General features: G+C 66.9%; 23 protein-coding genes. 10 read left to right on the top strand and 13 right to left on the bottom strand.

Annotated features, from left to right (window positions below; genetic code table 11):
• Window positions 1-99: 99 nt before the first annotated feature.
• The 10 genes from IFT55_RS08280 to IFT55_RS08235 form a co-directional block, all read right to left on the bottom strand.
• A complete protein-coding gene (locus IFT55_RS08280) occupies window positions 100-1,308 on the bottom strand; it encodes an ABC transporter permease (protein WP_192090981.1) in 1,209 nt (402 codons plus the stop codon).
• 175 nt (window positions 1,309-1,483) lie between these two features.
• Window positions 1,484-2,206, bottom strand: coding sequence for an ATP-binding cassette domain-containing protein (locus IFT55_RS08275; RefSeq protein WP_192090979.1), 723 nt, complete (start codon window positions 2,204-2,206; stop codon window positions 1,484-1,486).
• Window positions 2,196-3,554, bottom strand: a complete 1,359-nt coding sequence (locus tag IFT55_RS08270; protein ID WP_192090975.1) for an efflux RND transporter periplasmic adaptor subunit — start codon at window positions 3,552-3,554, stop codon at window positions 2,196-2,198. The genes IFT55_RS08275 and IFT55_RS08270 overlap by 11 nt, the downstream gene beginning before the upstream one ends.
• Window positions 3,554-5,038 carry an efflux transporter outer membrane subunit gene (locus tag IFT55_RS08265; protein WP_192090973.1) on the bottom strand — a complete coding sequence of 495 codons (1,485 nt, stop codon included), beginning with the start codon at window positions 5,036-5,038 and terminating at the stop codon, window positions 3,554-3,556. Before IFT55_RS08265 ends, IFT55_RS08270 begins: the two co-directional genes overlap by 1 nt.
• A gap of 72 nt (window positions 5,039-5,110) precedes the next feature.
• Window positions 5,111-6,292 (bottom strand): helix-turn-helix domain-containing protein, encoded by a 1,182-nt coding sequence (locus IFT55_RS08260; protein WP_342029263.1) that lies wholly within the window; start codon window positions 6,290-6,292, stop codon window positions 5,111-5,113.
• Between the two features lie 74 nt (window positions 6,293-6,366).
• Complete coding sequence (locus IFT55_RS08255; RefSeq protein WP_192090971.1) at window positions 6,367-6,828, bottom strand: hypothetical protein; 462 nt, start codon at window positions 6,826-6,828, stop codon at window positions 6,367-6,369.
• A gap of 147 nt (window positions 6,829-6,975) precedes the next feature.
• A complete protein-coding gene (locus IFT55_RS08250; RefSeq protein WP_192090970.1) occupies window positions 6,976-7,260 on the bottom strand; it encodes a hypothetical protein in 285 nt (94 codons plus the stop codon).
• Entirely contained in the window at window positions 7,260-7,598 is a 339-nt protein-coding gene (locus tag IFT55_RS08245; protein WP_192090968.1) for a hypothetical protein, read from the bottom strand. Before IFT55_RS08245 ends, IFT55_RS08250 begins: the two co-directional genes overlap by 1 nt.
• Window positions 7,595-8,608, bottom strand: a complete 1,014-nt coding sequence (fliM, locus tag IFT55_RS08240; RefSeq protein ID WP_192090967.1) for a flagellar motor switch protein FliM — start codon at window positions 8,606-8,608, stop codon at window positions 7,595-7,597. Before fliM ends, IFT55_RS08245 begins: the two co-directional genes overlap by 4 nt.
• The gene (locus IFT55_RS08235; RefSeq protein ID WP_342029262.1) at window positions 8,605-9,156 is read right to left on the bottom strand and encodes a flagellar basal body-associated FliL family protein; all 552 of its coding nucleotides are present in this window, start codon (window positions 9,154-9,156) and stop codon (window positions 8,605-8,607) included. Before IFT55_RS08235 ends, fliM begins: the two co-directional genes overlap by 4 nt.
• Window positions 9,157-9,286: 130 nt before the next feature.
• On the opposite strand from IFT55_RS08235, the gene IFT55_RS08230 reads away from it, so the two are divergent.
• The 5 genes from IFT55_RS08230 (at window position 9,287) to IFT55_RS08210 (ending at window position 13,093) form a co-directional block, all read left to right on the top strand.
• Window positions 9,287-10,030 (top strand): flagellar hook-basal body complex protein, encoded by a 744-nt coding sequence (locus IFT55_RS08230; protein ID WP_192091487.1) that lies wholly within the window; start codon window positions 9,287-9,289, stop codon window positions 10,028-10,030.
• A gap of 36 nt (window positions 10,031-10,066) precedes the next feature.
• Complete coding sequence (gene flgG, locus IFT55_RS08225; protein WP_192090965.1) at window positions 10,067-10,852, top strand: flagellar basal-body rod protein FlgG; 786 nt, start codon at window positions 10,067-10,069, stop codon at window positions 10,850-10,852.
• Window positions 10,849-11,283: a flagellar basal body P-ring formation chaperone FlgA gene (gene flgA, locus IFT55_RS08220; RefSeq protein ID WP_192090963.1), complete on the top strand. Its 435-nt coding sequence runs from the start codon at window positions 10,849-10,851 to the stop codon at window positions 11,281-11,283. The genes flgG and flgA overlap by 4 nt, the downstream gene beginning before the upstream one ends.
• Window positions 11,280-12,059 (top strand): flagellar basal body L-ring protein FlgH, encoded by a 780-nt coding sequence (gene flgH, locus IFT55_RS08215; RefSeq protein WP_192090961.1) that lies wholly within the window; start codon window positions 11,280-11,282, stop codon window positions 12,057-12,059. Before flgA ends, flgH begins: the two co-directional genes overlap by 4 nt.
• 161 nt (window positions 12,060-12,220) lie before the next feature.
• Complete coding sequence (locus IFT55_RS08210; protein ID WP_192090959.1) at window positions 12,221-13,093, top strand: flagellin; 873 nt, start codon at window positions 12,221-12,223, stop codon at window positions 13,091-13,093.
• An 81-nt stretch (window positions 13,094-13,174) separates the two neighbouring features.
• Here the strand turns inward: IFT55_RS08210 and IFT55_RS08205 are convergent, their stop codons facing one another.
• Complete coding sequence (locus IFT55_RS08205; protein ID WP_192090957.1) at window positions 13,175-13,603, bottom strand: CoA-binding protein; 429 nt, start codon at window positions 13,601-13,603, stop codon at window positions 13,175-13,177.
• Window positions 13,584-14,567: an Mrp/NBP35 family ATP-binding protein gene (locus tag IFT55_RS08200; RefSeq protein ID WP_192090955.1), complete on the bottom strand. Its 984-nt coding sequence runs from the start codon at window positions 14,565-14,567 to the stop codon at window positions 13,584-13,586. The genes IFT55_RS08205 and IFT55_RS08200 overlap by 20 nt, the downstream gene beginning before the upstream one ends.
• Before the next feature lie 115 nt (window positions 14,568-14,682).
• On the opposite strand from IFT55_RS08200, the gene hflK reads away from it, so the two are divergent.
• From hflK to IFT55_RS08175, 5 genes are all read left to right on the top strand, one after another.
• Window positions 14,683-15,777, top strand: a complete 1,095-nt coding sequence (gene hflK, locus IFT55_RS08195) for a protease modulator HflK (protein ID WP_192090953.1) — start codon at window positions 14,683-14,685, stop codon at window positions 15,775-15,777.
• Entirely contained in the window at window positions 15,774-16,643 is an 870-nt protein-coding gene (gene hflC / locus IFT55_RS08190) for a protease modulator HflC (protein ID WP_192090951.1), read from the top strand. The genes hflK and hflC overlap by 4 nt, the downstream gene beginning before the upstream one ends.
• 91 nt (window positions 16,644-16,734) lie before the next feature.
• A complete protein-coding gene (locus IFT55_RS08185) occupies window positions 16,735-18,255 on the top strand; it encodes a Do family serine endopeptidase (protein WP_192090949.1) in 1,521 nt (506 codons plus the stop codon).
• 73 nt (window positions 18,256-18,328) lie between these two features.
• A complete protein-coding gene (locus tag IFT55_RS08180) occupies window positions 18,329-19,978 on the top strand; it encodes a helicase HerA-like domain-containing protein (RefSeq protein ID WP_192090947.1) in 1,650 nt (549 codons plus the stop codon).
• Window positions 19,979-20,108: 130 nt separating this feature from the next.
• Complete coding sequence (locus IFT55_RS08175; protein WP_192090945.1) at window positions 20,109-21,032, top strand: helix-turn-helix domain-containing protein; 924 nt, start codon at window positions 20,109-20,111, stop codon at window positions 21,030-21,032.
• Window positions 21,033-21,061: 29 nt separating this feature from the next.
• On the opposite strand, the gene IFT55_RS08170 is transcribed toward IFT55_RS08175, so the two are convergent.
• Window positions 21,062-22,342, bottom strand: a complete 1,281-nt coding sequence (locus IFT55_RS08170) for a glycoside hydrolase family 130 protein (RefSeq protein WP_192090943.1) — start codon at window positions 22,340-22,342, stop codon at window positions 21,062-21,064.
• Between the last annotated feature and the right edge of the window lie 27 nt (window positions 22,343-22,369).

Below are 22,369 nucleotides of genomic sequence, written 5' to 3'. Positions count from 1 at the left end.
CATTCCGTCCGGGATTCCGCCCGTCCGTTCATGGTGCGCCGGACCGGATAGCGTGTGGCGCGCAACAGTGTGCGAGTGTGACTTTTGTGACCTTTGGCGCTATTCGTGGCGCAGCGCATCGATCGGATTGAGCGACGCGGCACGCCGCGCCGGGAAATATCCGAACACGACCCCGATCAACGCGGACACCCCGAACGCCATCAGATTGACCTGCGGCAGGAACAGGAACGGCAGGTCGCTCGCCTTCGCCAGTCCGAACACCGCCGCCTGCGCGATCAGCAGGCCGATCAGCCCGCCAAGGCACGATAGCGCCACCGCCTCGACCAGGAATTGCATCAGCACTTCGGACGCGACTGCGCCGATCGCCAGCCGGATGCCGATCTCGCGCGTGCGTTCGGTCACCGATACCAGCATGATGTTCATGATGCCGATCCCGCCGACCAGCAGGCTGATAGCCGCCACCGCCGACACGATCGTGGTCAGCAGGGTGGTGGTATTGGTGATCGTCGCGGTGATCTGCGCGGTGTCGAAGATGTTGAAGTCGTCTTCCTTGCCGCCGGCGATGCCGCGCCGTTCGCGCAGCAACTGGCTCAGCGACGCCTGCACCGCCGCCCCGTCATAGGCCGGGTTCACCCCGACCAGCATCAGCTTGATGTCGCGCGTGCCGCTGAACCGGCGTTGCACCGTCTTCATCGGCATGATGACGACGTCGTCCTGATCGCCGCCGAACCCCGCCTGTCCGCGCGTGCTCAGGATGCCGATCACGTCGCAACTGACGTTGCCTATGCGGAACCGTTCGCCCACCGCGTCGCCCCCGCCGAACAGGTTGGTGCGCACCGTGTTGCCGATGATGCACACCGACTTGCCCGCCGCTTCTTCCGCCGGGGTGAAGGTGCGGCCTGACACCAGCGGCCATGGCTGGACGGTGAAATAGGCGTTGGTGGTGCCGTTGATCGTCGTCGACCAGTTGGCACCGTTGAAGATCGCGGTCGCCGCCGCCTGTGCCTGTGGCGCGACCGCCGTGACGCCCGCGATCTGGCCGCGGATCGCATCGACGTCGCTTTCGTCGAAATCGGGCGGACGCGGCCCGCCGCCGCCTCGACCGAAACCCTGCCCGGGCCGCACCTGCAGGATGTTGCTGCCAAGACTGGCGATGTTCGATTGCACCGCGCTGGTCGTCGCCTGTCCCAGCGTGCTGATCGCCACTACCGACGCCACGCCGATGATGATGCCCAGCGTGGTCAGGAACGACCGCAGCTTGTGCCGCAGGATCGACCGGATCGCGAGAAGGAAGGTGGTGCCTAGCATGAAACCGCCCTTGTTTTCCCGCCAAACCATGTCCGTTCGGTTCGAGTAGCGATCGAGCGTAGTCGAGAGCGCGTATCGAGAACGGCGTTCCACCGGGCGGGCGTTCTCGACGGACGCTTCTCGACTGCGCTCGAAGCTGCTCGAACCGAACGGAGTTGGCGGACCGGCAACAGCCTCACGATTCCACCGCCTGCCCCGGGCGATGCTGCGCTTCGATCCGTTCGACCAGCCCGTCCTTGAAATGGATGACCGTCCGCGCGAACGCCGCCATGTCGGCCTCGTGCGTGACCATCAGCACGGTGATGCCGCTGGTGCGGTTCAGGTCGGTCAGCAATTCCATGATCTCGACCGAACGTTCCGAATCGAGGTTGCCGGTCGGTTCGTCGGCCAGCAGCACGTCGGGGCTGGTGACGATCGCGCGGGCGATCGCGACGCGCTGCTGCTGCCCGCCCGACAGTTCGGCGGGGGTGTGGTCCCACCACCGGTCCAGCCCGACCTTTTCCAGCGCCGCCATCGCGGTTCGCCGCCGCTCCGCCTTGGCATCGCCGCGATACAGCAGCGGCAGCTCGACATTCTCCAGCGCGCTGGTGCGGCTGAGCAGGTTGAACCCCTGGAACACGAAGCCGAGATAGTTGCGTCGCAACAGCGCCCGCTGGTCGCGGTCGAGCCGTTCCACATGATGCCCCCGGAACAGGAACGTGCCCGCCGACGGCACGTCCAGACAGCCGAGGATGTTCATCGTCGTCGACTTGCCCGATCCCGACGGCCCCATCACCGCGACGAAATCGCCCGCCGCGATATCGAGGTCGACGCCTTTCAGCGCCTGAAACTGCGTCGCCCCGGCCCCATAGGTCTTGGTGACGCCGCGCAGTTCGATCAGGGCGGCGTCAGTTGCCACGTGGCCCGCCGCCGCCGGCCTTGGTCGCGCCGGCCTTGCTGTTCTCGTTCGCCAGTTGCGCGGTGATGATCTTCATTCCGGCCTTCAGCCCGCCGCCGGTGACTTCGGTCAACGATCCGTTGCTGTTGCCGGTGGTAACCTGCACCGGGCTGGGCTTGCCGTCCGCCCCGACGATATACACCGTCTGTTGCGCGCCGCGCGCGATCGTCGCGCTCTTGCCCGCGCCACGGTTGCGGCGTGGGGGACCGAACGCCCCGGCGATACCGCCGCCCGATGCCGTCGTATCGGCGGGCGGACGGAACCGCAGCGCGGCATTGGGGATCAGCAGCGCGCTCGGCCGTTCCAGCGTGACGATCTCGGCGGTCGCGGTCATGCCCGGGCGCAGCTTCAACTGCGGGTTCTGCACCGACAATGTCGCGGCATAGGATACGACCTGCCCGGTCGTCGTGGTGGTCGTAGTGGTCGACGACGTCTGCGACGACAGGTTCGATCCCAGATCGACCCGCGTGATCTTCGCCGGAAACGTCTCGCCCGGAAACGCATCGACGGTGAAGTCGGCGCGCTGGCCGTTCTGGACCTGCCCGACATCGGCTTCGTCGATCGCGACTTCCAGTTTCATCGCCGACAGGTCTTCGGCGATGACGAACAGCGTCGGGGTGTTGAACGATGCCGCGACCGTCTGTCCCGGCTCGACCTGCCGCGCCAGCACCACGCCGTTGACCGGCGACCGGATGATCGCGCGATAGCGTTGCGTCTGGCTGCTGTTCAGCTGCGCGCGCGACGCCTCGACATTGGCCTGCGCCGCGCGGACGCCCGCAACCGCGCGCTGCACCGCCGCCTGTTGCGTCTGCAACTCGGTCGCCGACGGCACCCGCCCGCCCGACAGGCGGCGGACTTCCTCCAGCCGCTGCAACTGCGCGCGCGCTTCGCTGAGCGTCGCCTGTGCGGTCGCGATCTGTGCCTGATTGGCATTCACCTGCGCCTGTCCCGAACGGATCGCGTCGTCGAGCTGTTCGGGATCGATCAGCGCCAGCGGCTGGCCCTTGACCACCCGGTCGTTGACGTCGGCCACGACCTGCGTGACCAGCCCTGACAATTGCGACCCGACCTCGACCTGATTGGTCGGTGCCAGCTTGCCGGTGGCGGACACGGTGACGGTCAACGGCCCCTGCCGCACCGGTTCGGACGCATATTGCACCGCTGCGTCTCCCTTGACGCAACTGCGCAGCGCCAGCGCCAGCAAGACCACGCCCAGCGCGATCAGCGCCCATTTCAGCCAGCGCCGCCAGCGCGGACGCTGTTTGACGCCCAGAAACTGGTCGAGATCGGGGGTGGTCGGCTCGGCCATCAGCGGTCCTTGGCGTAAACGGATCGGTCGGGAACGGGGGCGGTGGCGGGATCGGGAAGCGTGGTCGCGTCCCAGCCACCGCCCAGTGCGGTCATCAACTGCACCAGCGCGGACGCCCGGTCGGCGCGCGCCTGCACTACGCCGTTCTGCGCCGACAACAGCGATGCCTCCGCCTGGTTCAACGTGGTGAAGTCGGTCAGGCCCGACCGGTATTGCAGCCGCGACAGCAACGCGAAGTTGCGCGCCGCCTCCGCTGCAATCCCGAACTCACGCTCGCGCGCCGTCGCGGTATCCATCGCGATGATCGCGTTCTCCACATCCTCCAGCGCGGTCAGCACCGTTTGCCGGTAATTCAGGAATGCGGCATCGGCGGCGGCGCGCTGGCTGCGCACCTGCGCCCGCAACCGCCCGCCGTCGAAGATCGTCTGTGCGACCTGTGCGAACAGCCGGCCGTTGACGATATCGGTCAGCGCCGCGAACGACGTGGCGTTGGTATCGATCGATCCGCCTAGCGCCAGCGCGGGATATAGCTGTGCCGTCGCCACGCCGATCTGCGCCGTGGCCGCCGCGAGCTGTCGTTCCGCCGACAGGATGTCGGGGCGCGACCGCAATGTGTCGGCGGGAATGCCGGTGCCGATCCGCGTATCGCCCTGCGGTATCGCGCCGTTCGCCGCCATGTCGGCACGCAGCGCGCCCGGCGCACGTCCGGTCAGCACGCCCAGCCGCGCGACGGCGGCGGCATAGGTCTGTTCGATCTGCGGCAACTGCGCGGCGGTCTGGGCGCGCGCGGTGCGCGCCTGCTCGACGTCCAGAGACGATACGAGGCCCGCCTGTACCCGGAACCCGGCTATTTCCAGATTGTCGTCCTGCAACGCGATCGACGCGCGAGCATTGGCCAGTTGCGCCTGCGCCAGCCGCGCGGTCAGGTAATTACGCGCGATTTCCGACTGCACGCTCAACAGCACGGTGGCGTAATCGTACTGCGTCGCCTCCAGTGTCGCGCGCGACGCGGCGATGCTACTGCGGACACCGCCGAACAGGTCGGTCTGGTAACTGGCGTCGCCGCCGACCGAAAAGCTGTTCGACGCACCGACGCTGCGCTGGACGATCGTCCCGTCGGGCAGGGTGGTGGTCCCTCCGCCGCCGCGCAGTACCTCCAGCCGCGAATAGCTGCCCGACGCCGACAGCTGCGGGAACAGCGCGGCGCGGCTCTGCACCAGTTGTTCGCGGGCCTGCCGAAGCCGTGCGACCGCCTGTCCCACGTCGAGGTTCGTGCCCGCGCCTTCGTCGATCAGACGGGTCAGCATCGGATCGTCGAACCGTGCCCACCAGCGCGACAGGTCCGCGCGCGTCGCCCCCGGCGTTCCCACCGACCAGCCGTCTGGCACGCCCAGTTGCACCGCCACCGGCGCGCGATAGGCGGGACCGGTGGTACACGCGCCCGTGAACAGAACGAGGGCGATCGGAAGGGATCGACGGATCATCGATAAACGATATGTGTAGTCTTGCCTCGCGTCCAGTCCTAAAACTGTCGCAACTTGTCGCGGCGGATCGCGCTAGAGATACAGGGCGGCGACGATCGCGGCGAGATCGGCCGGGGGCAGGGGGCCAAGGTCGATTTCCCGCGCCGGGGTCAGGGTGAATCCCTTCATCGTCCCGTCCCGTTCGGTGACGACCGCCATGATGCGGTGTCCTTCCCCGTCGCGGACCAACGCCAGTCCTCCCGCTTGCGGATACCGGTCGGGATCGACGATGACGGTCGCCTGTCCGGGCAGGCCGGGGCCGATCGCCTGACGGCACACCCGCAACGCGAAGGCGCGGGGGCCGGCGATCGCCGGTGCCTCGACCCGCCCGCCGACCGGCACCATCGACAGCAGCCCATCGGCCAGCGGCAGGCCGTACAGCGGCACCAGCCGTCCGCCGACGGCATCGCCGCGCGGCGAATCGTCGGGTGTCGCACGCGGTCCCGGCGGTACTCGGCGCGGCATGTCGCCTGCTAGTTCGATCCGCAACGCCGCGATCCGGCGGCGTGTGCGATCCGCCCGGTCTTCCGCGCTGGCGATACCGTCGAGGAACGGCGCCAGCGTGCCATCCTGCGCCATTGTTTCCAGCTTGGTGCGCAATGCGGCTTCGCTGTCGACCCCGAACAGCCGGACGATCGCCTCCATCGTCTGCGCGTTCCAGCGCAGCAGCCCTTTCTGCGCATTCTCGATCCGCGACAGCACCACCGGTGCGATGCCATAGTCCGCCTCGATCGTCGCGGGACGCAGCGTCGGGTCGGTGGCGCGAAGCTGCCGCGTCGCTGCCGCCAGCAGCACCGCCATGCGCGCTTCGTCGTCGTCATCCAGCATGACGCCGTCGGCGAACGGTGCGAACCATTGCGCGATATCGAAATCGGGCGCGTCGACATCGATCAGCAGGTCGGCCGGCGTCACTCCGATCGCAGCGGCGATCCGCGCCAGTTCATCCGCGCGCGCGAAGACTTCGCCGCGTTCGATCTTCGACAACCGGATATAGGGAATGTCGGGCATCGCCGCGGCGAAGGAAAGCAGCGTCGGCTGGGCATGCCGGATCCGCTGTTCGCGAATCCGGTTGGGAAACAGGATCGTGCGATAGCGATCCGCGACGACCGTTCTCCGGTCCGTCCCGGCGGGCTGTGGCGTGTCGGGAGCGCTACGGGCCTTTCGCCGCCACGTCGTCTTCGACAATTCGGGTTCCTGATCGGCTAGAGACTGCACGGCGACGACCTAGCCGAAGGCCGCGATCCATTCAAAACCTTATCGAAAAATGACGTCGTTGTAACGTGCGCAGTTTACGGAGCCGGATCGAACAGCTGCGCCAGCACCGAACCGGGCGCGAACCGCAGGAGTACGGTGGTCCCGGCATCGGACGCGACATCGATCAGCCATGACGGATCGTTGCCGACCGGACCGTCGATCAGCACCAGCCCGGTGCCGTCGGTGATGACCGAACGGGCGACCTCGGTGCCATGCACCGTCAGGCTATCGGTCAGATCGATCGCGGCGGCACGAAGCGCGGCCAGTGCCGGCGCGAACATCGGTGCGGCATGCATCGTGGCGGTGCGATGCGCGCAAGCCGACAGCCGGTCGTTCCACAACGACACGGGCCAGCAACGCGCCGGGTCCAGCGCGATCGTCATCAGCGGTGCATCGGTGCCCATCAACACGCCATCGGCGAGGATTGCGAGATCGCCGACCGCCATCGCGATATCCGGCAACAACCGATCGCGGTGCACCACCAAGTCCAACATCATCCGATCCTCCTTGTCCTGATCCACTATAGGAAGGATTCAGACAGAATCGGGCGTAAACGGAAATCTTTCGTTAATCGTATCAGGCAGGGGTGCAGGTACGCGATTTGGCGGTCGCGCGTGCCGCCGCGAATCGCGGGCTGCGCTGCGTCAGTTCGGTGATCGCGGCCGTCGCGCGCTTGGCAACCTGGCGATCGCGTTCGCGGCGCGCACCGCCTGCTCGCGCAGTTCCAGCGCGCGGGCGCGGCGTACCGCGGCCTTGTCGCGTTCGCCAAGATCGTCGGCGATCGCCACGCCCAGCCGGCTGCGCGGCGCGGACGGCGCCCCGCCGGCCGGCGCGGCCGGTTCGGCGGCGGCGAGTCCCATGGCATTGCCGATCAGCGCGGCACCCGCCGCACCGGCGGTCAGCATCAATAGCGATATCCGGCCGGCCATCAGCGAATGTCCTCCATCCGTGCGCGCCGGGCAGCATTGGCGGCATCGGTCATATGATCGGCGGAGGCGTTGGCGATGCCGATCATCACCGTCAGCTCGTCGACCATCGCCTTGCCATCGGCCATCTGGCGTACGCTCGCCTCGCAATCGGCGAGCGCACCCTTCAATTCCTGCAACACCATCCGCGCCTCGCCGGTCACGCGGTCGACGACCGCCGCGACTTCGGCAAGCCCCTCGCGTCGCACCACTTTCAGCGAACGCATCATCCGCATGCTCTGTACCAGCACGGCGGCACAGAACAGGATGGTGACGAGATTGGTCATCACTGCGAAGGTCATGCGATCGGTCCCCGTGCGATGTCACCGGACAGCCGTACCGCGACGTTGCCGCCACGCTGTCCGATATGCGCGCGTGCCAGCGGTATGCCGCCGACGTGAATCTCGACCGGCGTTTCGGGACGCCGGCCCAGCGTGATGGTCTGTCCGACGCTCAGCGCGCGCGTCGCGCCCAGCGTCAGGGAAGTTTCGCCGAGCACGACGTCGGCCGACACCTCGGTCTTGTGGATCTCGGCCGCCAAATGCGCGCCCCACAGGTTTTCGGGGCCTTGTTTTTCGCCCATGAAACGCTGTGCCAGCAGATAGCGGACTGGTTCGATCGTGGCATAGGGCAGCAGCACGCTGAACGTTCCGCCGCGCCCGTCCATGTCGACCCGCAACGTCGCGACAGCGCAGATATTGGTCGAACCCGCGATCGATGCGAACCGCGGGCTGGTTTCGATCCGCTCCAGCTGCATCGTCGCCGGGGCGATCGGCTGCATCGCCGCGCCCAGATCGGCCAGCGCCAGTTCGATCATGCGCGATACCAGCCCGACCTCGATCCCAGTGAAGGCGCGGCCGTCGATCATCGTGCGCGACTGGCTGCGGCGACCGCCCAGCAGGGCGTCGACCACCGAATAGATCAGCGCGGAATCGACCGTGATCAGGCCGTAATTGCGCCATTCATCGACCCGGAACACACCGATCATCGCGGGCAGCGCCACGCGGTTGATGAAGTCGCCGAACCGGATCGAGCTGACCTCGTCGATGCTCACGTCGATCGCGTCGGACGTCAGGTTGCGCATCGACGTGGCAAAGGTGCGGACCATCCGGTCGTACACCACCTCCAGCATCGGCAGCCGTTCATAGCTGGTGACGTCGGATTCGATCACGGCCTTCAACCCGACACGCGGGCGGGCCGGACCGCCGACATCGCCGAACAGCGCGTCGATGCCCGCCTGGTTCAGGTCGCCTTCGGGAAGATCCGCCATCGGCGGATCGGGCAGCAGGAAATCGTCGAAATCGTCGCTCATTGTTGGATCAGGTCCTGGATGAGTACGTCCTGCACCTTGCCCGCGCCGATGGTTTCACGGGCGCGGACCAGCAATTCCTCCTTGATCCGGAACAGCGCGGCCGACCCCGACAGGTCTTCGGGGCGCAGTTCGCGCAGGAACGGCTGGAACGCATCGAGCAGGCGCGGAAGCTGTGCCTCCAGTGCTTCGGACGTGACGCCCTTGCCCGGCATCAGCATGACATGGACCTTCAGAAACCGTGGCGCGCCGTCGGGCGAGCGCAGGTTGACGATCAGCGGGGGTACGTCCAGCGGCTTGGCCGCTTCGGCACCTTCGCCTTCACCTTCGGCCGCCTCGCCATGGTCTTCGGCGGACGGGGCGTCATGGTCCGCGCCCGCTTCGGTCTTCGCCTTGGCCTCGCCGCCCATCATCATGAACGCGCCGCCGCCGCCGCCCAGCACCACTACCGCCGCAGCGGCCCCGATCAGGACGAGCTTCTTCTTTTTCTTCGCGGCAGCCGTGCCATCGGCGGCGGCGTCCGTGGGCTTTTCGTCCTTGCTGGTCGACACGCTGGCTTCTCCGTGAATTCGCGTGGCCTGCCGTCCGGCGGTGGCCTCGTGATGCTATTATAGGAAAGCCGATGGGCAATATTTGCCTGGTGGTCATGCCGATGCGGAAAAATTGGACGGACGCGACGCGATGGATATCTCCTCCTATGTCTTGCTCAGTCACGAACAGGCGTTGCGACGCCGGATGGACGTGACCGCGAACAATATGGCGAACATGAACACGGCGGGGTTCAAGCGCGAACGTCCGGTATTCCGCGAATATGTCGAACGCAGCGAAAGCGGACCGATCGAAGCGGCGCGCAACACCGCGTTCGTGCTCGACATGGGGGCGACGCACGACACGACGGCGGGCGCGTTCCAGTCGACCGGCAATCCGCTGGACGTGATGATCGACGGTCCGGGCTATCTGTCGGTACAGGCGCCGGGCGGCGGGACCGCCTATACCCGCGCGGGCTTCGTCCGGCTGAACCAGGCGGGCGAACTGACCACTGCCGGCGGACAGACGCTGCTGGGCGAGGGCGGTCGTCCGGTCGTGGTGCCGCCCGACCAGCTTGAGACGCTGACCATCGGCCCGGACGGCAGCGTCATGGGACGCGACGGCGCGCTGGGGCGGCTGACCGTGACGGTGTTCGACGACGAACGCGGGCTGATTCCGCGCGGCGACGGCATGATGACCGGCAATGGCGGACGCGAACTGGCCGCCGCCGATACCAGACTCAAATCGGGCGGGATCGAGGGATCGAACGTCGAACCGATCGTGGAAACCACGCAGATGGTCGACATCCTGCGCGCCTATCAGACCAGCATGAAGATGACGCAGGACATGGACGACCTGCGCCGTCGCGCCATCGACCGGCTCGGCCGGTCGAGCTGACCCATCCCATAACGCACTCGTAGAAGGACCGCAGCCATGCGCACGCTATCGATCGCCAGCACCGGAATGCTGGCCCAGCAGACCAATGTCGACGTCATCTCCAACAACATCGCCAACATGAACACGACCGGGTTCAAGCGCCAGCGCGCCGCGTTCCAGGATCTGCTGTACCAGCAGGAATCGCGTGCGGGTGCTTCGGCGGGCGGCGATACCGCGCGTGTGCCGACCGGCATCCAGATAGGCGCGGGCGTCAAGACCGGCGGCATCTATCGCATCACCGAACAGGGGCCGCCGAACCCGACCGGCAATCGCTATGACATCGCGGTGCAGGGGCGCGGCTATTTCCAGCTGACGCTGCCCGACGGCGAAACCGCCTTCACCCGCGACGGATCGTTCCAGCTGTCCGATCAGGGCGAACTGGTGACGGCGGACGGTTTTCCGGTCCAGCCGGGCATCACCGTTCCGGCGGAGGCCGTCGACGTTTCCATCTCCAAGACCGGACAGGTCCAGATCAAGCTGGCCGGACAGCCCGATATGCAGACGATCGGACAGTTGCAGCTCGCGACCTTCGTCAACGAAGCGGGACTGGAGGCGCGCGGCGGCAACCTCCTCGTCGAAACGGCGGCGTCGGGTGTCGCCAATGTCGCATCGCCCGGCGATCCGGGGTTCGGCACGACGATGCAGGGCTTCGTCGAATCGTCGAACGTCAATCCGGTGTCCGAAATCACCGCGCTCATCACCGCGCAACGGGCATATGAGATGAACAGCCGCGTCGTGAAAACCGCCGACGAAATGCTGTCGACGACGAGCCAGCTGCGATGATCGATCCGCTGCTGTTCCTCGTCGCGGCGCTTGCCGGACCGGTGCCCTCGACCGTTCCGGTTCCGGTGCTGGCGCGCGCCGTCGAGCGGGGCGAGATCTTGTCGCCCGCCGATTTCGAACCGCAGCCGCGCGCGCCGGGTGCCGCGATCGGCGTGCTGCCGGTCGAAGGCGCATCGGGGCGCGAACTGGTCCGCAACATGCCGGCGGGTGCGGTGATCCGCGCGGGCGACGTGACCAGCCCGCGGCTGGTGCGGCGCGGCGAACCGGTGACGATCAACCTGCGGGCCGACGGGCTGGTGATCGCCACCGCCGGACGGGCGATGACGTCGGGCGGGCGGGGCGATCTGGTGCGCGTCGTCGCCACCGCGACCAACCGGACGTTCGATACCGTGGTCGAGAAGGCGGGCGCGGTCCGCCTGTCGCTGCCATGATCCGGCGGGACGTCGCGGTGGTCGTATCGGGCGCGCTGCTGCTGTCGGGCTGCGGCGCGGTCGGCCGGCTCAAACAGGTCGGACGCGCACCCGCACTGAGTGCGGTCGATTCGAGCGATGCACCATGGATCGAGGAGTCGCTGGGACGTCGCGGCGGCCCACGGCGGGATGCGCCCGCCAATCCGGCCGATCTGTCCGTCGCGCTGGCTCCGCCCGCCGCCGCTCCGGCAACCGCGTCGCTGTTCCGCAGCGGGGCGGGGGCGTTTCTGGGCGATCAGCGTGCCGCGCGGACCGGGGATATCCTGACCGTACGCATCAACGTCGCCGACAAGGCGGAGGTCGGCAATTCGACCGCGCGCAGCCGGGGCGGGTCGGAAGCGGCCGGCGTCTCCGCGCTGCTCGGGCTGGAAAAGCTGTTGCCCGGCAGCCTCGATCCTTCGAAGCTGGCGGCAACGGACAGCAAGTCCGACTATAACGGCAGCGGCACGATCAGCCGCAGCGAGACGATCAACATGACCATGTCGGCGATCGTCACCGGCGTGCTGCCCAACGGCAATCTCATCATCCGGGGCCGTCAGGAAATCCGCGTCAATTACGAATTGCGCGAACTCATCATGACCGGGATCGTCCGGCCGCAGGATATCGGACGCGACAATTCGATCCGCCATACCCAGATCGCGGAGGCCCGGATCAGCTATGGCGGACGCGGGCAACTGACTCAGGCGCAACAGGCACGCTGGGGCCAGCAAATCTACGACGCGCTGTTCCCCTTCTGATGGTAAACGCCCTGTTAAGCACGATAATTTCGCCCGGGCCGACCGTCACCCGGTATTCCTTCCCATGATGTATTGTCGGCCACAGCAGTGACCGGCCGCAGGACCGGCGATCCGGTCCGTGGGCGCAGAAGCGGCCGCTGTGATCCAGAAGGAATTTTACGATGGCATTTTCGATCAACACCAACTCCGGCGCCATGGCCGCTCTCCAGTCGCTCAAGGTGACTACGGAAGGCCTTGGAACGGTTCAGAACCGCATTAACACCGGCCTGAACGTCAGCTCGACCAAGGATGACTCGGCAACCTACGCGATCGCTCAGGCGCTCCGTGGCGATCTGGGTGGTCTGAAGGCGGTTTCCTCGTCGCTCAGCCGGGCGAAGAGCGTGACCGACGTGGCAGTCGCCGGCGCGGAACAGATCACCGACGTCGTCAACGAGATGAAGGTTCTGGCACGCAAGGCGTCGGATACGGGTCAAACCGACGAAGCGCTGACCGTGTTCAACAACGACTTCAAGGCGTTGCGGGACCAGATCACCACGATCATCAATTCGTCCGAATTCAACGGGACGAACCTGCTGAAGACCGGTGGCGGCGAAGTCAGCGCCCTCCAGTCGCTGGGCAGCTCGGCCAGCTCAGGCAGCTATACGCCCGACTCGCTGAAGGTCGAGAATCTCGAACTCGACCTCGGCACGGCTGCCGCGTCGACCGGTCCAGGCACCGGTACGCTCGGCAAGACGTCCGAGATCGCCACCGCGGCCGATGCGGCCAAGATGGTGGATACGCTGAACACGTTCGGAACGGGACTGGCCACCAAGGTCAGCTCGCTGGGTTCGGCTGCGCGTAAGATCGACGCGCAGATCAGCTTCACCAGCCGTCTGTCGGATACGGTCGAAGCAGGCATCGGCAATCTCGTCGATGCCGATCTGGCCAAGGAGTCCGCAAAGCTCCAGGCCCTGCAGGTCAAGCAGCAGCTGGGCGTGCAGGCTTTGTCGATCGCCAATCAGGCGCCGCAGACCATCACGTCGCTGTTCCGCTAAAACGGAATGGCAGGGCCGCGATACGGCTGAAGATCGCGGCCTATTCGGACCGGAGCGGGGAAACCCGTTCCGGTCCATTTTTTATGCGACCGGCGCCACGCCCAATCGGGGGATCTCGATCTTGGGACACCGGTCCATCACGACCTGCAACCCGGCCGCTTCCGCCCGGCCTGCGGCAATGACGTCGATCACGCCCAATTGCATCCATACCGCCTTCGCCCCGGCGGCGATCGCAGCGTCCACCGCTTCGCCCGCCGCTGCCGAGTTGCGAAAGATATCGACGATATCGATGGGCTCGCCGATCTGGGCAAGGTCGCGGAACACGAATTCGCCGTGCAGATGCTCGCCGGTGATTTGGGGGTTCACCGGGATCACGCGATACCCCTGCCGCTGGAGATACGCCATCACGCCGTACGACGCGCGATCCGGCCGGTCGGACGCGCCCAACAGCGCGATCGTCCGTGCGGTCGTCAGCAGTTCGCGGATACCGTCATCGTCCAGCATGCCCATGCTCCGTCAGCCACCCGCCGACCTTTCCGGCGATCGTCGTGAACGGATCGCCGTCCGCCCCGTTCCCGGCGGCGGGCGGTGCGCCGGCATCCGATGCGGTACGGATGCCGATCGTCAGCGGCACGCGCCCCAGAAACGGGATGCCCAACGCCTCGGCCCGCGCCTCCGCGCCGCCCGCACCGAACGGATCGGACACCTCGCCGCAGTGCGGGCAGGCATAGCCCGCCATGTTTTCGACCAGCCCGATGATCGGCACTTCCGCCTTGCGGAACAGGTCGATCGCGCGCGCGGCGTCGATCAGCGCCAGATCCTGCGGCGTGGACACGATGACCGCGCCTGCCGGGCGATGCTTCTGGATCATTGTCAACTGGACGTCGCCGGTGCCCGGCGGCATGTCGACCACCAGCGTGTCGACCATGTCCCAGTGCGCGTCGACCAATTGGGTCAGCGCGCCCGCCGCCATCGGACCACGCCATGCGATCGCTTGTCCGTCCGGGACCAGATGCCCCATCGACATCAACGGCACGCCGACCGGGGTGGCCACCGGCACCAGTTTCTTGTCATGCGCCTGCGCCTTGACGCCGACGACGCCCAGCAGCTGCGGCTGCGACGGGCCGTAAATGTCGGCATCGACGATTCCGACGCGCCGTCCGCCACGATGCAGTGCCACCGCAAGGTTGGCGGCCAGCGTCGATTTGCCGACGCCGCCCTTGCCGCTGGCGACCGCGATGATCGCCTGCGTCGTGCGTTCGCTGGTTTGTGCCACGCGTACGTCGGCAATCCCGGGTGCCGTCAGCGCGACCCGGCGCACATCGGCTTCCAGCGCGTCGCGCGCGGCGGGAGGCAGTCCGGTGACGTCGAGGATGATGCTCGCCTGATCGCCCTGAACGCGTGCGGTGGCGCGGCCCGCCGCGACCGGGGCGAGCAGGGCGGTGAGCGCGGCGGCGTCTGATACTATGGCCATGCCGGGCGATGTAGCGGTCGCGCGGCGCGTTACCACTGTAAAACGGCGCGTCCCCCCCTATAAAGGATAGATGCGATGGATCATGGGGCGGCGCGCACGCGCGCAAGTGCTGGGAATGAGTGACAAAGGCCCATGGGGCGGCGGCGGTTCGGGCGATGGTTCCGGCGGCGGGAACGGTGGCGGGGGCGACGACGGTCCCCGCAATCCGTGGTCGTTGCCGCCCGCTGGCCGGCGCGGCAAGATCGGCGGATCGGCGTCGCTCGACGAATTCCTGAAACGGGCGCGGACCGGCGGCCCTGGCGGCGGACCGTCACTTCCGGCCAATATGGGCCGGCTCTGGCTGGCGGCGGTGGCTGCGCTGGTGCTGATATGGATCGCATTCACCAGCGTCCATTCGATCGCGCCGTCGGAACGTGGCGTCGTGACCATGTTCGGCCGGTATACCGGCACGCTGAACCCCGGCATCCAGTTCACCCTGCCCGCGCCGTTCATGGCGGTGCAGGTCGAGGACGTACAGAACACCCGGATCGAACCGTTCCCCGCGACGGGCACCCAGGCCAACCTGATGCTGACCGGGGACCAGAACATCGCCGACCTCGCCTATTCCGTCCGCTGGAACATCAAGAGTCCCGAAGATTATGTCTTCGAGATCAAGAATCCCAAGGAAACGGTCCGTGCGGTCGCCGAGAGCGCGATGCGCGCCGCGGTGGCGGGCGTGAACCTGACCGACGCGATCGGATCGGGCCGCGGCGCGATCGAGGCAGAGGTGCAGACGCGGATGCAGGCGCTGCTCGACGAATATCAGTCGGGCGTGCGCGTACTGGGCGTCAGCATCCAGAAGGCGGCAGCGCCATCCGAGGTCGATGACGCGTTCAAGGCGGTGACGGCGGCGCAGCAGGAAGCGCAGTCGAACCTCAACCGCTCGCGGGCCTATGCGCAACAGGTGATCGCCCGTGCACAGGGTGATGCGACCGAATTCGACAAGATCTACGAACAATATCGCCTGTCGCCCGACGTCACCCGGCGGCGGCTATATTACGAGACCATGGAGCAGGTGTTGAATCGCGCCGACAAGACGATCGTCCAGCCCGGCGTACAGGCATATCTGCCGCTGCCCGAAGTGCGCCGCCAGCAGGCGACGCCGGAAGTGACCGCGCCGCCGGCCGCACAGGCCCCGGCCCCGGTCCAGTCGACGGGAACCGCACGATGAACCGCGTCCTGCGCAACCCCGTCGCGATCGGCATCGCCCTGCTGCTACTGGCGATCCTCCTTGCCAGCACCATCGTGATCGTGCCCGAAACGCGGCAGGCGGTGATCCTGCGGTTCCAGCAGCCGGTCGGCACGCTCAATCCCTATCGCCCCGATCAGCCATTCGGACGGACGGGTGCCGGACTGGTCGCGAAGATCCCGTTCCTCGACCGCGTGGTGTGGATCGACAAGCGGGTGCTGGACATCGAACTCGACAACCAGCCGGTCCTGTCGACCGACCAGTTGCGGCTTGAGGTCGATGCCTTTGCCCGCTTCCGCATCGTCGATCCCCTTCAGGCGGTAATCTCGACCGGCTCGACGTCGAGTACCGAAGAGCGTGTGGCGCAGCAGCTGGAACCGTTGCTGTCGTCGGCGTTGCGCGGCGAACTGGGCAAGCGTCCGTTCGCGGCGTTGCTCAGCCCCGAACGGGGGCAGGTGATGGACAATATCCAGAACGCGTTGCAGCGTACTGCGCGGCAATATGGCGCGGAAATCGTCGACGTGCGGATCAAGCACGCCGATCTGCCGACCGGCAGCCCGCTCGATTCCGCGCTGGCGCGGATGCGGTCGGCGCGGGAGCAGGAAGCGGCGACGATCAAGGCACAGGGCCAGCGCGACGCACAGGTCGTGGGAGCCGAGGCGAACGCCCGCGCCGCCCAGATCTATGCGCAAAGCTTCGGCAAGGATGCCGATTTCTACGCCTTCTGGCGCGCGATGCAGTCGTATCGTACGACCTTCGCCGGACAGCGCGGCGAAAGCGGCAACACGTCGATCATCCTGTCGCCTGAAAACGGATATCTGCGCGAATTCGGGGGCCGGGAGCGCTAGATCGCGCCCGGCATTCAAACCGCGTTCAGCAAGCGAATAGCATTCCCGACCCCCAAAGGGGTTGCGAGTAAACTGGAAGGACTATCCCATCGTGCGTTACGCCTACGCCATCACTTCCGCACTGCTGCTGGGCGGCGCTGCCGCGACGTTGACGCTCAACCCGTCCGACGCGCAGACTGCGCAGAACGAACCGGGGTCGATCACCGCCAGCGCGCCGCGCCCCGGGGCGCCGATGAGCTTCGCCGACATGGTCGCGAAACTGTCGCCCGCCGTCGTCAACATCTCGACCACGCAGCGCATCACCGTGCCGCAACAGGCGAATCCGTTCCAGGGCACGCCCCTAGAACAGTTTTTCGGTCAGCGCGGCGGTGGCGGCAACGGCCGTACACAGGAAGCGCAGTCGCTGGGATCGGGGTTCCTGATCTCCAACGACGGCTATATCGTCACCAACAATCACGTGGTTTCGGCGGGCGCACAGGGCGCGACCGTGGAATCGATCACCGTGACGCTGGCGGATCAGCGTGAGTTCAAGGCACGGCTGATCGGACGGGACGTCCTGTCCGATCTGGCGGTGCTCAAGATCGACGGTCCGTCCTTTCCCTTCGTCCGGTTCGGCGATTCGCGTCAGGCGCGCGTCGGCGACTGGATTCTGACGATCGGCAATCCGCTGGGTCAGTCCGGCACGGTGACCGCCGGCATCATTTCCGCGCTCAACCGCGTCGGGCAGGGTCCATATGATCGCTTCATCCAGACCGACGCCGCGATCAACCGCGGCAATTCGGGCGGGCCGATGTTCGATCTTCAGGGCAATGTGATCGGCATCAATTCGCAGATCCTGTCGCCGACCGGAGGCAACATCGGCATCGGCTTCGCGATTCCGGCGGAACAGGCCAAGCCGATCGTCGATACGCTGATGAAGGGTCAGACGGTCACGCGCGGCTATCTGGGTCTGGGGCCGCAGCCGGTCGATGAATCGATCGCGGGCGCGCTGGGCCTGCCGAAGGACCGGGGCGAGATCGTGCGCGACGTCGTGCCCGATCAGCCGGCGGCGAAGGCCGGCATCCGTCCGGGCGACGTGATCACCGCCATCAACGGCAAGGAAATTACGACCGAACAGTCGCTGACGTACCTGATCGGGCGCGAGAAGCCGGGCAGCCGGATCACGCTGGATCTGGTCCGCGACGGCAAGAAGTTGCAGTTGCCGGTCACCGTCGGCACGCGGCCGAGCCAGGAAGAACTGGAAGCGCGCAACGAACGCTTCGATCCCGATGCCGATGCACCGCCCACGGGCGGCGACGCCCCGGCACAGACCGGTGCGTCGCTGGGCCTCGCGGTTCAGCCGCTGACCCCGGCGATCGCCCGCAGCCTCGGCGTCGAGGCGACGACGCGCGGCGTGGTCGTCGCGGCGGTCGATCCGTCGTCCGATGCCGCCACCAAGGGCATCCGGCGCGGGGTCATCATCCTGTCGGTCAATCGTCAGCCGGTGGCCACTGCCGCCGACCTAACGCGGCAGGTGCAGGCCGCACGTGCCGCCGGACGCAAGCAGGTGCTGTTGTTCGCACAGGCACCGCGTGGCGTTCCTGCCTTTATCGCGGTCGATATCGGCGAGTGACGAGTACGGGCGGCGGCTGGCAAACCGGCCGTCGCCCGGCTAGGCTGGCCTCCAACGAAGCGGGGAGGGCGGCATGACCGATACGAGCGAGCTGTTTCTGGGCGGCACCGCCGGCGGCGTCCGCCAGTCGCTGGTTCTTGCCCGCGCCAATCGCCACGGACTGATCGCGGGAGCGACCGGCACCGGAAAGACCGTGACGTTGCAGGGGCTGGCCGAGGCATTTTCGGATGCCGGCGTGCCGGTGTTCGTCGCCGACGTCAAAGGCGACCTGTCGGGTATCGCCATGGCCGGCAGTGCGTTGGCCAAGCCGCACGCCGCCTTTGCTGAACGGGCCGCCGCGATCGGCGACAGCGACTGGCGCTATCGTGATACGCCGACGGTATTTTGGGATTTGTTCGGCGAACAGGGGCATCCCGTCCGCGCCACGGTGTCGGAAATGGGGCCGCTGCTGCTGGCGCGGATGCTCGATCTGAACGAGGTTCAGGAAGGCGTGCTGACGATCGCCTTCCACGTCGCGGACGAAGACGGCCTGCTGCTGCTCGACCTCGACGATCTTCAGGCGATGCTGGCGCATTGCGCCGAACGCGCGGCGGACCTGACCACCCGCTATGGCAACGTGTCGAAACAGTCGGTCGGCGCGATCCAGCGCGCGCTGCTGCAACTGCGGACGCAGGGCGGCGACCGGTTCTTCGGCGAACCCGCGCTGGACCTGTCCGACCTGATGCGCGTGGCCGACGATGGTCGCGGCGTGGTGTCGGTGCTGGCGGCGGACAAGCTGATGGCGTCGCCACGGCTCTACGCCACCTTCCTGCTGTGGCTGTTGTCCGAAATGTTCGAAACGATGCCGGAGATCGGCGATCCCGACAAACCACGCCTCGTCTTCTTCTTCGACGAAGCGCATCTGCTGTTCGACGATGCGTCGGGCGCGCTGGTCGACAAGGTCGAACAGGTCGTACGGCTGATCCGGTCGAAGGGGGTCGGCATCTATTTCGTGACCCAGAACCCGATCGATATTCCCGATGCGATCGCGGCGCAGCTCGGCAACCGGGTCCAGCATGCCTTGCGTGCGTTCACGCCCAAGGAAGCGCGCGCCGTCCGCGCCGCCGCCGAGACGTTCCGCCCCAACCCGGCGATCGACGTGGCGCAGGTCATCACCGAACTGAAGACCGGCGAAGCACTGGTATCGGTGTTGCAGGCGGACGGATCGCCCAGCCCGGTCGAACGCGTGCTGATCCGACCGCCACGGTCGCGCGTCGGACCGGTAACCCCGGCCGAACGCGGCGTGCTGATCGACACCGACATGGTCGGCGACCGCTACGACGTGGCGATCGATCGCGAATCTGCCGAGGAACTGCTGGGCGCGAAGGCGGGCGAGGCCGCAGCCGCGGCCGCTGCCACCCGCGCGCAGGCCGAGGATGAGAAGGCTGCGGCGTTACAGGCGCGGCAGGATGCCCGTGCCGCACGCGATGCCGAACGCGAACGGATCGCCCGCGACCGTGAAGCGGATCGCGCGGCACGGCTACAGGCGCGCGAGGCGGCGAACGATCCTTGGCAGCGGGCGACGCAATCGGCGACCCGTTCCGCCGGATCGGCGGTCGGACGGATCGTCGTCAACGAAATCGGCAAGCAGGTGTTCGGCACGACGCGCGGCGGCCGGGCAAAGGGCGGCGGCATGGTCGGCGGGCTGTTGCGCGGCGTGCTGGGTGGACTGTTTCGCGGATAACGGCTCCGCACCTGTACCTCCTGCCCCAAAAAGGGAGCGATTCCAGCAGAACCGTCCGGGATGATCGGTGGATCGGACGTGCGTGTGCGTGCAACGCATTGGCCGTCAGATTCCAAGGAAACGTTACCCGATGCGTACCATCGCGGGCGGCACGGAGACGCCCGGCATTCCCGATTCCCTGTTCGCAATGCCCGCCGGCATGGCGATCCGGTACGACCAGCCCGATCCGGCGTTGGCCGACTATATCACTGGCTATCACCTCTATGCCGCCACCGGCCCGGCGGCGCAGGGGCAGGAAAACTGGTTCCTGCCCGGCACGGCCAACGTCCGTGTCGCGCTGGATGCCGGCCCGATCGCGGTGACGATCGGTCGCAACCTGTTCGATCCGCTGCCGCAGGCCAGCCTGTTCGGACCGACCAACCACGCGATCCACACCGTGACCAATGGCGGCATCATGATCGGGTTCGGCGTCAGCGCGCTTGGCTGGTCCCGCTTTTTCGGGGGACCGGCGGGGCGGTATCGCAACCGCATCGTGCCGCTGTCCGATGCTGCGCGCACAGGCTTCGCGGCCCGGCTGGTCACCATGCTGGGGGCGGTAACGGACGAACATGGCGTAAAGGCTGCACTTGACCAGTTCCTGTTGGCCGAGATGGGTCCGCCGTCGCCCGACGAAGCGCTGATCCGCCAGATCGCGCGCCATATCGCCGACGATACGTCGGGCGGCGTGGCGACGGCGTCGGCGGCCTGGGGCATGTCGCAGGATGTCCTGCGCCGGCTGTGCAACCGCCATTTCGGATTTTTGCCGAAGGCGTTGATGATCCGATCGCGGTTCCTGCGGTCGCTGGTTCCGCTGATCGAGGCCGAAGGGCCGATCGACTATCGGGGGATCGACCCCGGCTATGTCAGCGCGTCGCACTTCCTGCGCGATGCGCAGGCGGTGCTGGGCACCACCCCGCGCCGGTTCCGGCATGGCCAGATCGAATTTCTGGTCGCCAGCCTGCGCGCCCGCGCGGCGGTGCTCGGCAGCGCGACGCAGGCGCTGCACCGGCTGTAACGGTCGCGGAGCGCCCGCCCCGCGCCGCCCTACATCACGTCGAGCAGCGACTTGATCGTCACGAACGCGAACGCGACCGAACTGTCCGCCACACCGTACGGGATGAAGATCCGGTCGCCATGCCGGATCGCGCCGCAGGAATAGACGACGTTCGGGACATAGCCCTCGCGGTCCTCGTTCGCCGCAGCAAGGATCGGTTCGGGCGTCCGGCCCAGCACCTTCGACGGATCGTCCTTGTCGAGCAGCACTGCGCCGATCGCATATTTGCGCATCGCCCCGACGCCGTGCGTCAGCAACAGCCAGCCTTCGTCGAGTTCGATCGGCGGGCCGCAATTGCCGATCTGCACCAATTCCCACGGATATTCGGGGCGAAGGAGCATCTCGCCCTCGTCCCAGTGCGTCAGCGTGTCGGATTTGATCAGGAACAGATTCTCGCCGTCCTGTCGTCCGATCATCATATACTGCCCGCCGATCTTGCGCGGGAACAGGCCCATACCCTTGTTGCGGGCGGCACTGCCGGTCATCGGGACAAGGTCGAACGCCCGGAAATCGCGCGTCCGCAACAATTCGGACTGGATCATCGATCCGTTATACGCGGTGTACGTGCCCAGCCATTCGGACGTGCCATCGTCATGCGTGAAGTGGACGAGGCGCATGTCCTCCAGCCCCTTCGACTGCGCCTGCGTGATCGGGAAGATCACCGTGCCCGACAGCGTCGAATCGCGATGGCGGAATACCGTCACCTCGCCCTCGGGCGCTTCGTCCTCCTCGCCGATCGCATCCGCCGCGGTGGCGAAGGGCGGCTCGGGGGCCAGCACCAGTTCGTTGTCGTCCGAAATGATCCCCTCGCGGAATGCCACCGACGAGATATGACCTTCGCCGACGGCGCGCAGCGACATCAGGATGCGCAGCGATCCGTCGGGCATGCCGGTTTGATCGAAATGCGGCACCGCGCTGGGGTTCATCAGCGCGGCGGCAGCATAGCTGTATTCGTGACAGAAATACGCGCCGATCAACTGCCGCTTCTCGTCGCCGATCTCACTGCCGTCGAGGCCGAGCACGGTTTCGATCTCGTCATAGCGCGTCATGAACACGCGCCGCGTCTGCCAATGGCGCGCCTCGAAATCCTTGAGCACGGTTTCAAGCTGCTGACGGGTGTCGGCGGCCGACATCGACAGCACCTCGTTCACCAGCCGCTCGGTCCGGCTGGGCGTCGTGCCGTTGCGCTGCCATGCGATATGAAACGGGCGCACCACCACGCGCGAAGGATCGGCGTAGAGCCGCATTGGGTGGTTATGGATATCCAGCATTCACGCGTCCAATAGTCCCGGCCAGTC

The sequence above is a fragment of the Sphingomonas sp. CFBP 13720 genome (assembly GCF_014842075.1).
Classification (GTDB): Bacteria; Pseudomonadota; Alphaproteobacteria; order Sphingomonadales; family Sphingomonadaceae; genus Sphingomonas.
This window is presented reverse-complemented; position numbering and strand designations above follow the sequence as displayed.

Coding starts and splice junctions, on each gene's coding strand:
- IFT55_RS08280 (WP_192090981.1), bottom strand. CDS start 1,308: ATGCTAGGCACCACCTTCCTTCTCGCGATCCGGTCGATCCTGCGGCAC.
- IFT55_RS08270 (WP_192090975.1), bottom strand. CDS start 3,554: ATGGCCGAGCCGACCACCCCCGATCTCGACCAGTTTCTGGGCGTCAAA.
- IFT55_RS08265 (WP_192090973.1), bottom strand. CDS start 5,038: ATGATCCGTCGATCCCTTCCGATCGCCCTCGTTCTGTTCACGGGCGCG.
- IFT55_RS08255 (WP_192090971.1), bottom strand. CDS start 6,828: ATGATGTTGGACTTGGTGGTGCACCGCGATCGGTTGTTGCCGGATATC.
- IFT55_RS08250 (WP_192090970.1), bottom strand. CDS start 7,260: ATGGCCGGCCGGATATCGCTATTGATGCTGACCGCCGGTGCGGCGGGT.
- IFT55_RS08245 (WP_192090968.1), bottom strand. CDS start 7,598: ATGACCTTCGCAGTGATGACCAATCTCGTCACCATCCTGTTCTGTGCC.
- fliM (WP_192090967.1), bottom strand. CDS start 8,608: ATGAGCGACGATTTCGACGATTTCCTGCTGCCCGATCCGCCGATGGCG.
- IFT55_RS08230 (WP_192091487.1), top strand. CDS start 9,287: ATGGATATCTCCTCCTATGTCTTGCTCAGTCACGAACAGGCGTTGCGA.
- flgG (WP_192090965.1), top strand. CDS start 10,067: ATGCGCACGCTATCGATCGCCAGCACCGGAATGCTGGCCCAGCAGACC.
- flgA (WP_192090963.1), top strand. CDS start 10,849: ATGATCGATCCGCTGCTGTTCCTCGTCGCGGCGCTTGCCGGACCGGTG.
- flgH (WP_192090961.1), top strand. CDS start 11,280: ATGATCCGGCGGGACGTCGCGGTGGTCGTATCGGGCGCGCTGCTGCTG.
- IFT55_RS08210 (WP_192090959.1), top strand. CDS start 12,221: ATGGCATTTTCGATCAACACCAACTCCGGCGCCATGGCCGCTCTCCAG.
- IFT55_RS08205 (WP_192090957.1), bottom strand. CDS start 13,603: ATGGGCATGCTGGACGATGACGGTATCCGCGAACTGCTGACGACCGCA.
- IFT55_RS08200 (WP_192090955.1), bottom strand. CDS start 14,567: ATGGCCATAGTATCAGACGCCGCCGCGCTCACCGCCCTGCTCGCCCCG.
- hflK (WP_192090953.1), top strand. CDS start 14,683: ATGAGTGACAAAGGCCCATGGGGCGGCGGCGGTTCGGGCGATGGTTCC.
- hflC (WP_192090951.1), top strand. CDS start 15,774: ATGAACCGCGTCCTGCGCAACCCCGTCGCGATCGGCATCGCCCTGCTG.
- IFT55_RS08180 (WP_192090947.1), top strand. CDS start 18,329: ATGACCGATACGAGCGAGCTGTTTCTGGGCGGCACCGCCGGCGGCGTC.
- IFT55_RS08175 (WP_192090945.1), top strand. CDS start 20,109: ATGCGTACCATCGCGGGCGGCACGGAGACGCCCGGCATTCCCGATTCC.
- IFT55_RS08170 (WP_192090943.1), bottom strand. CDS start 22,342: ATGCTGGATATCCATAACCACCCAATGCGGCTCTACGCCGATCCTTCG.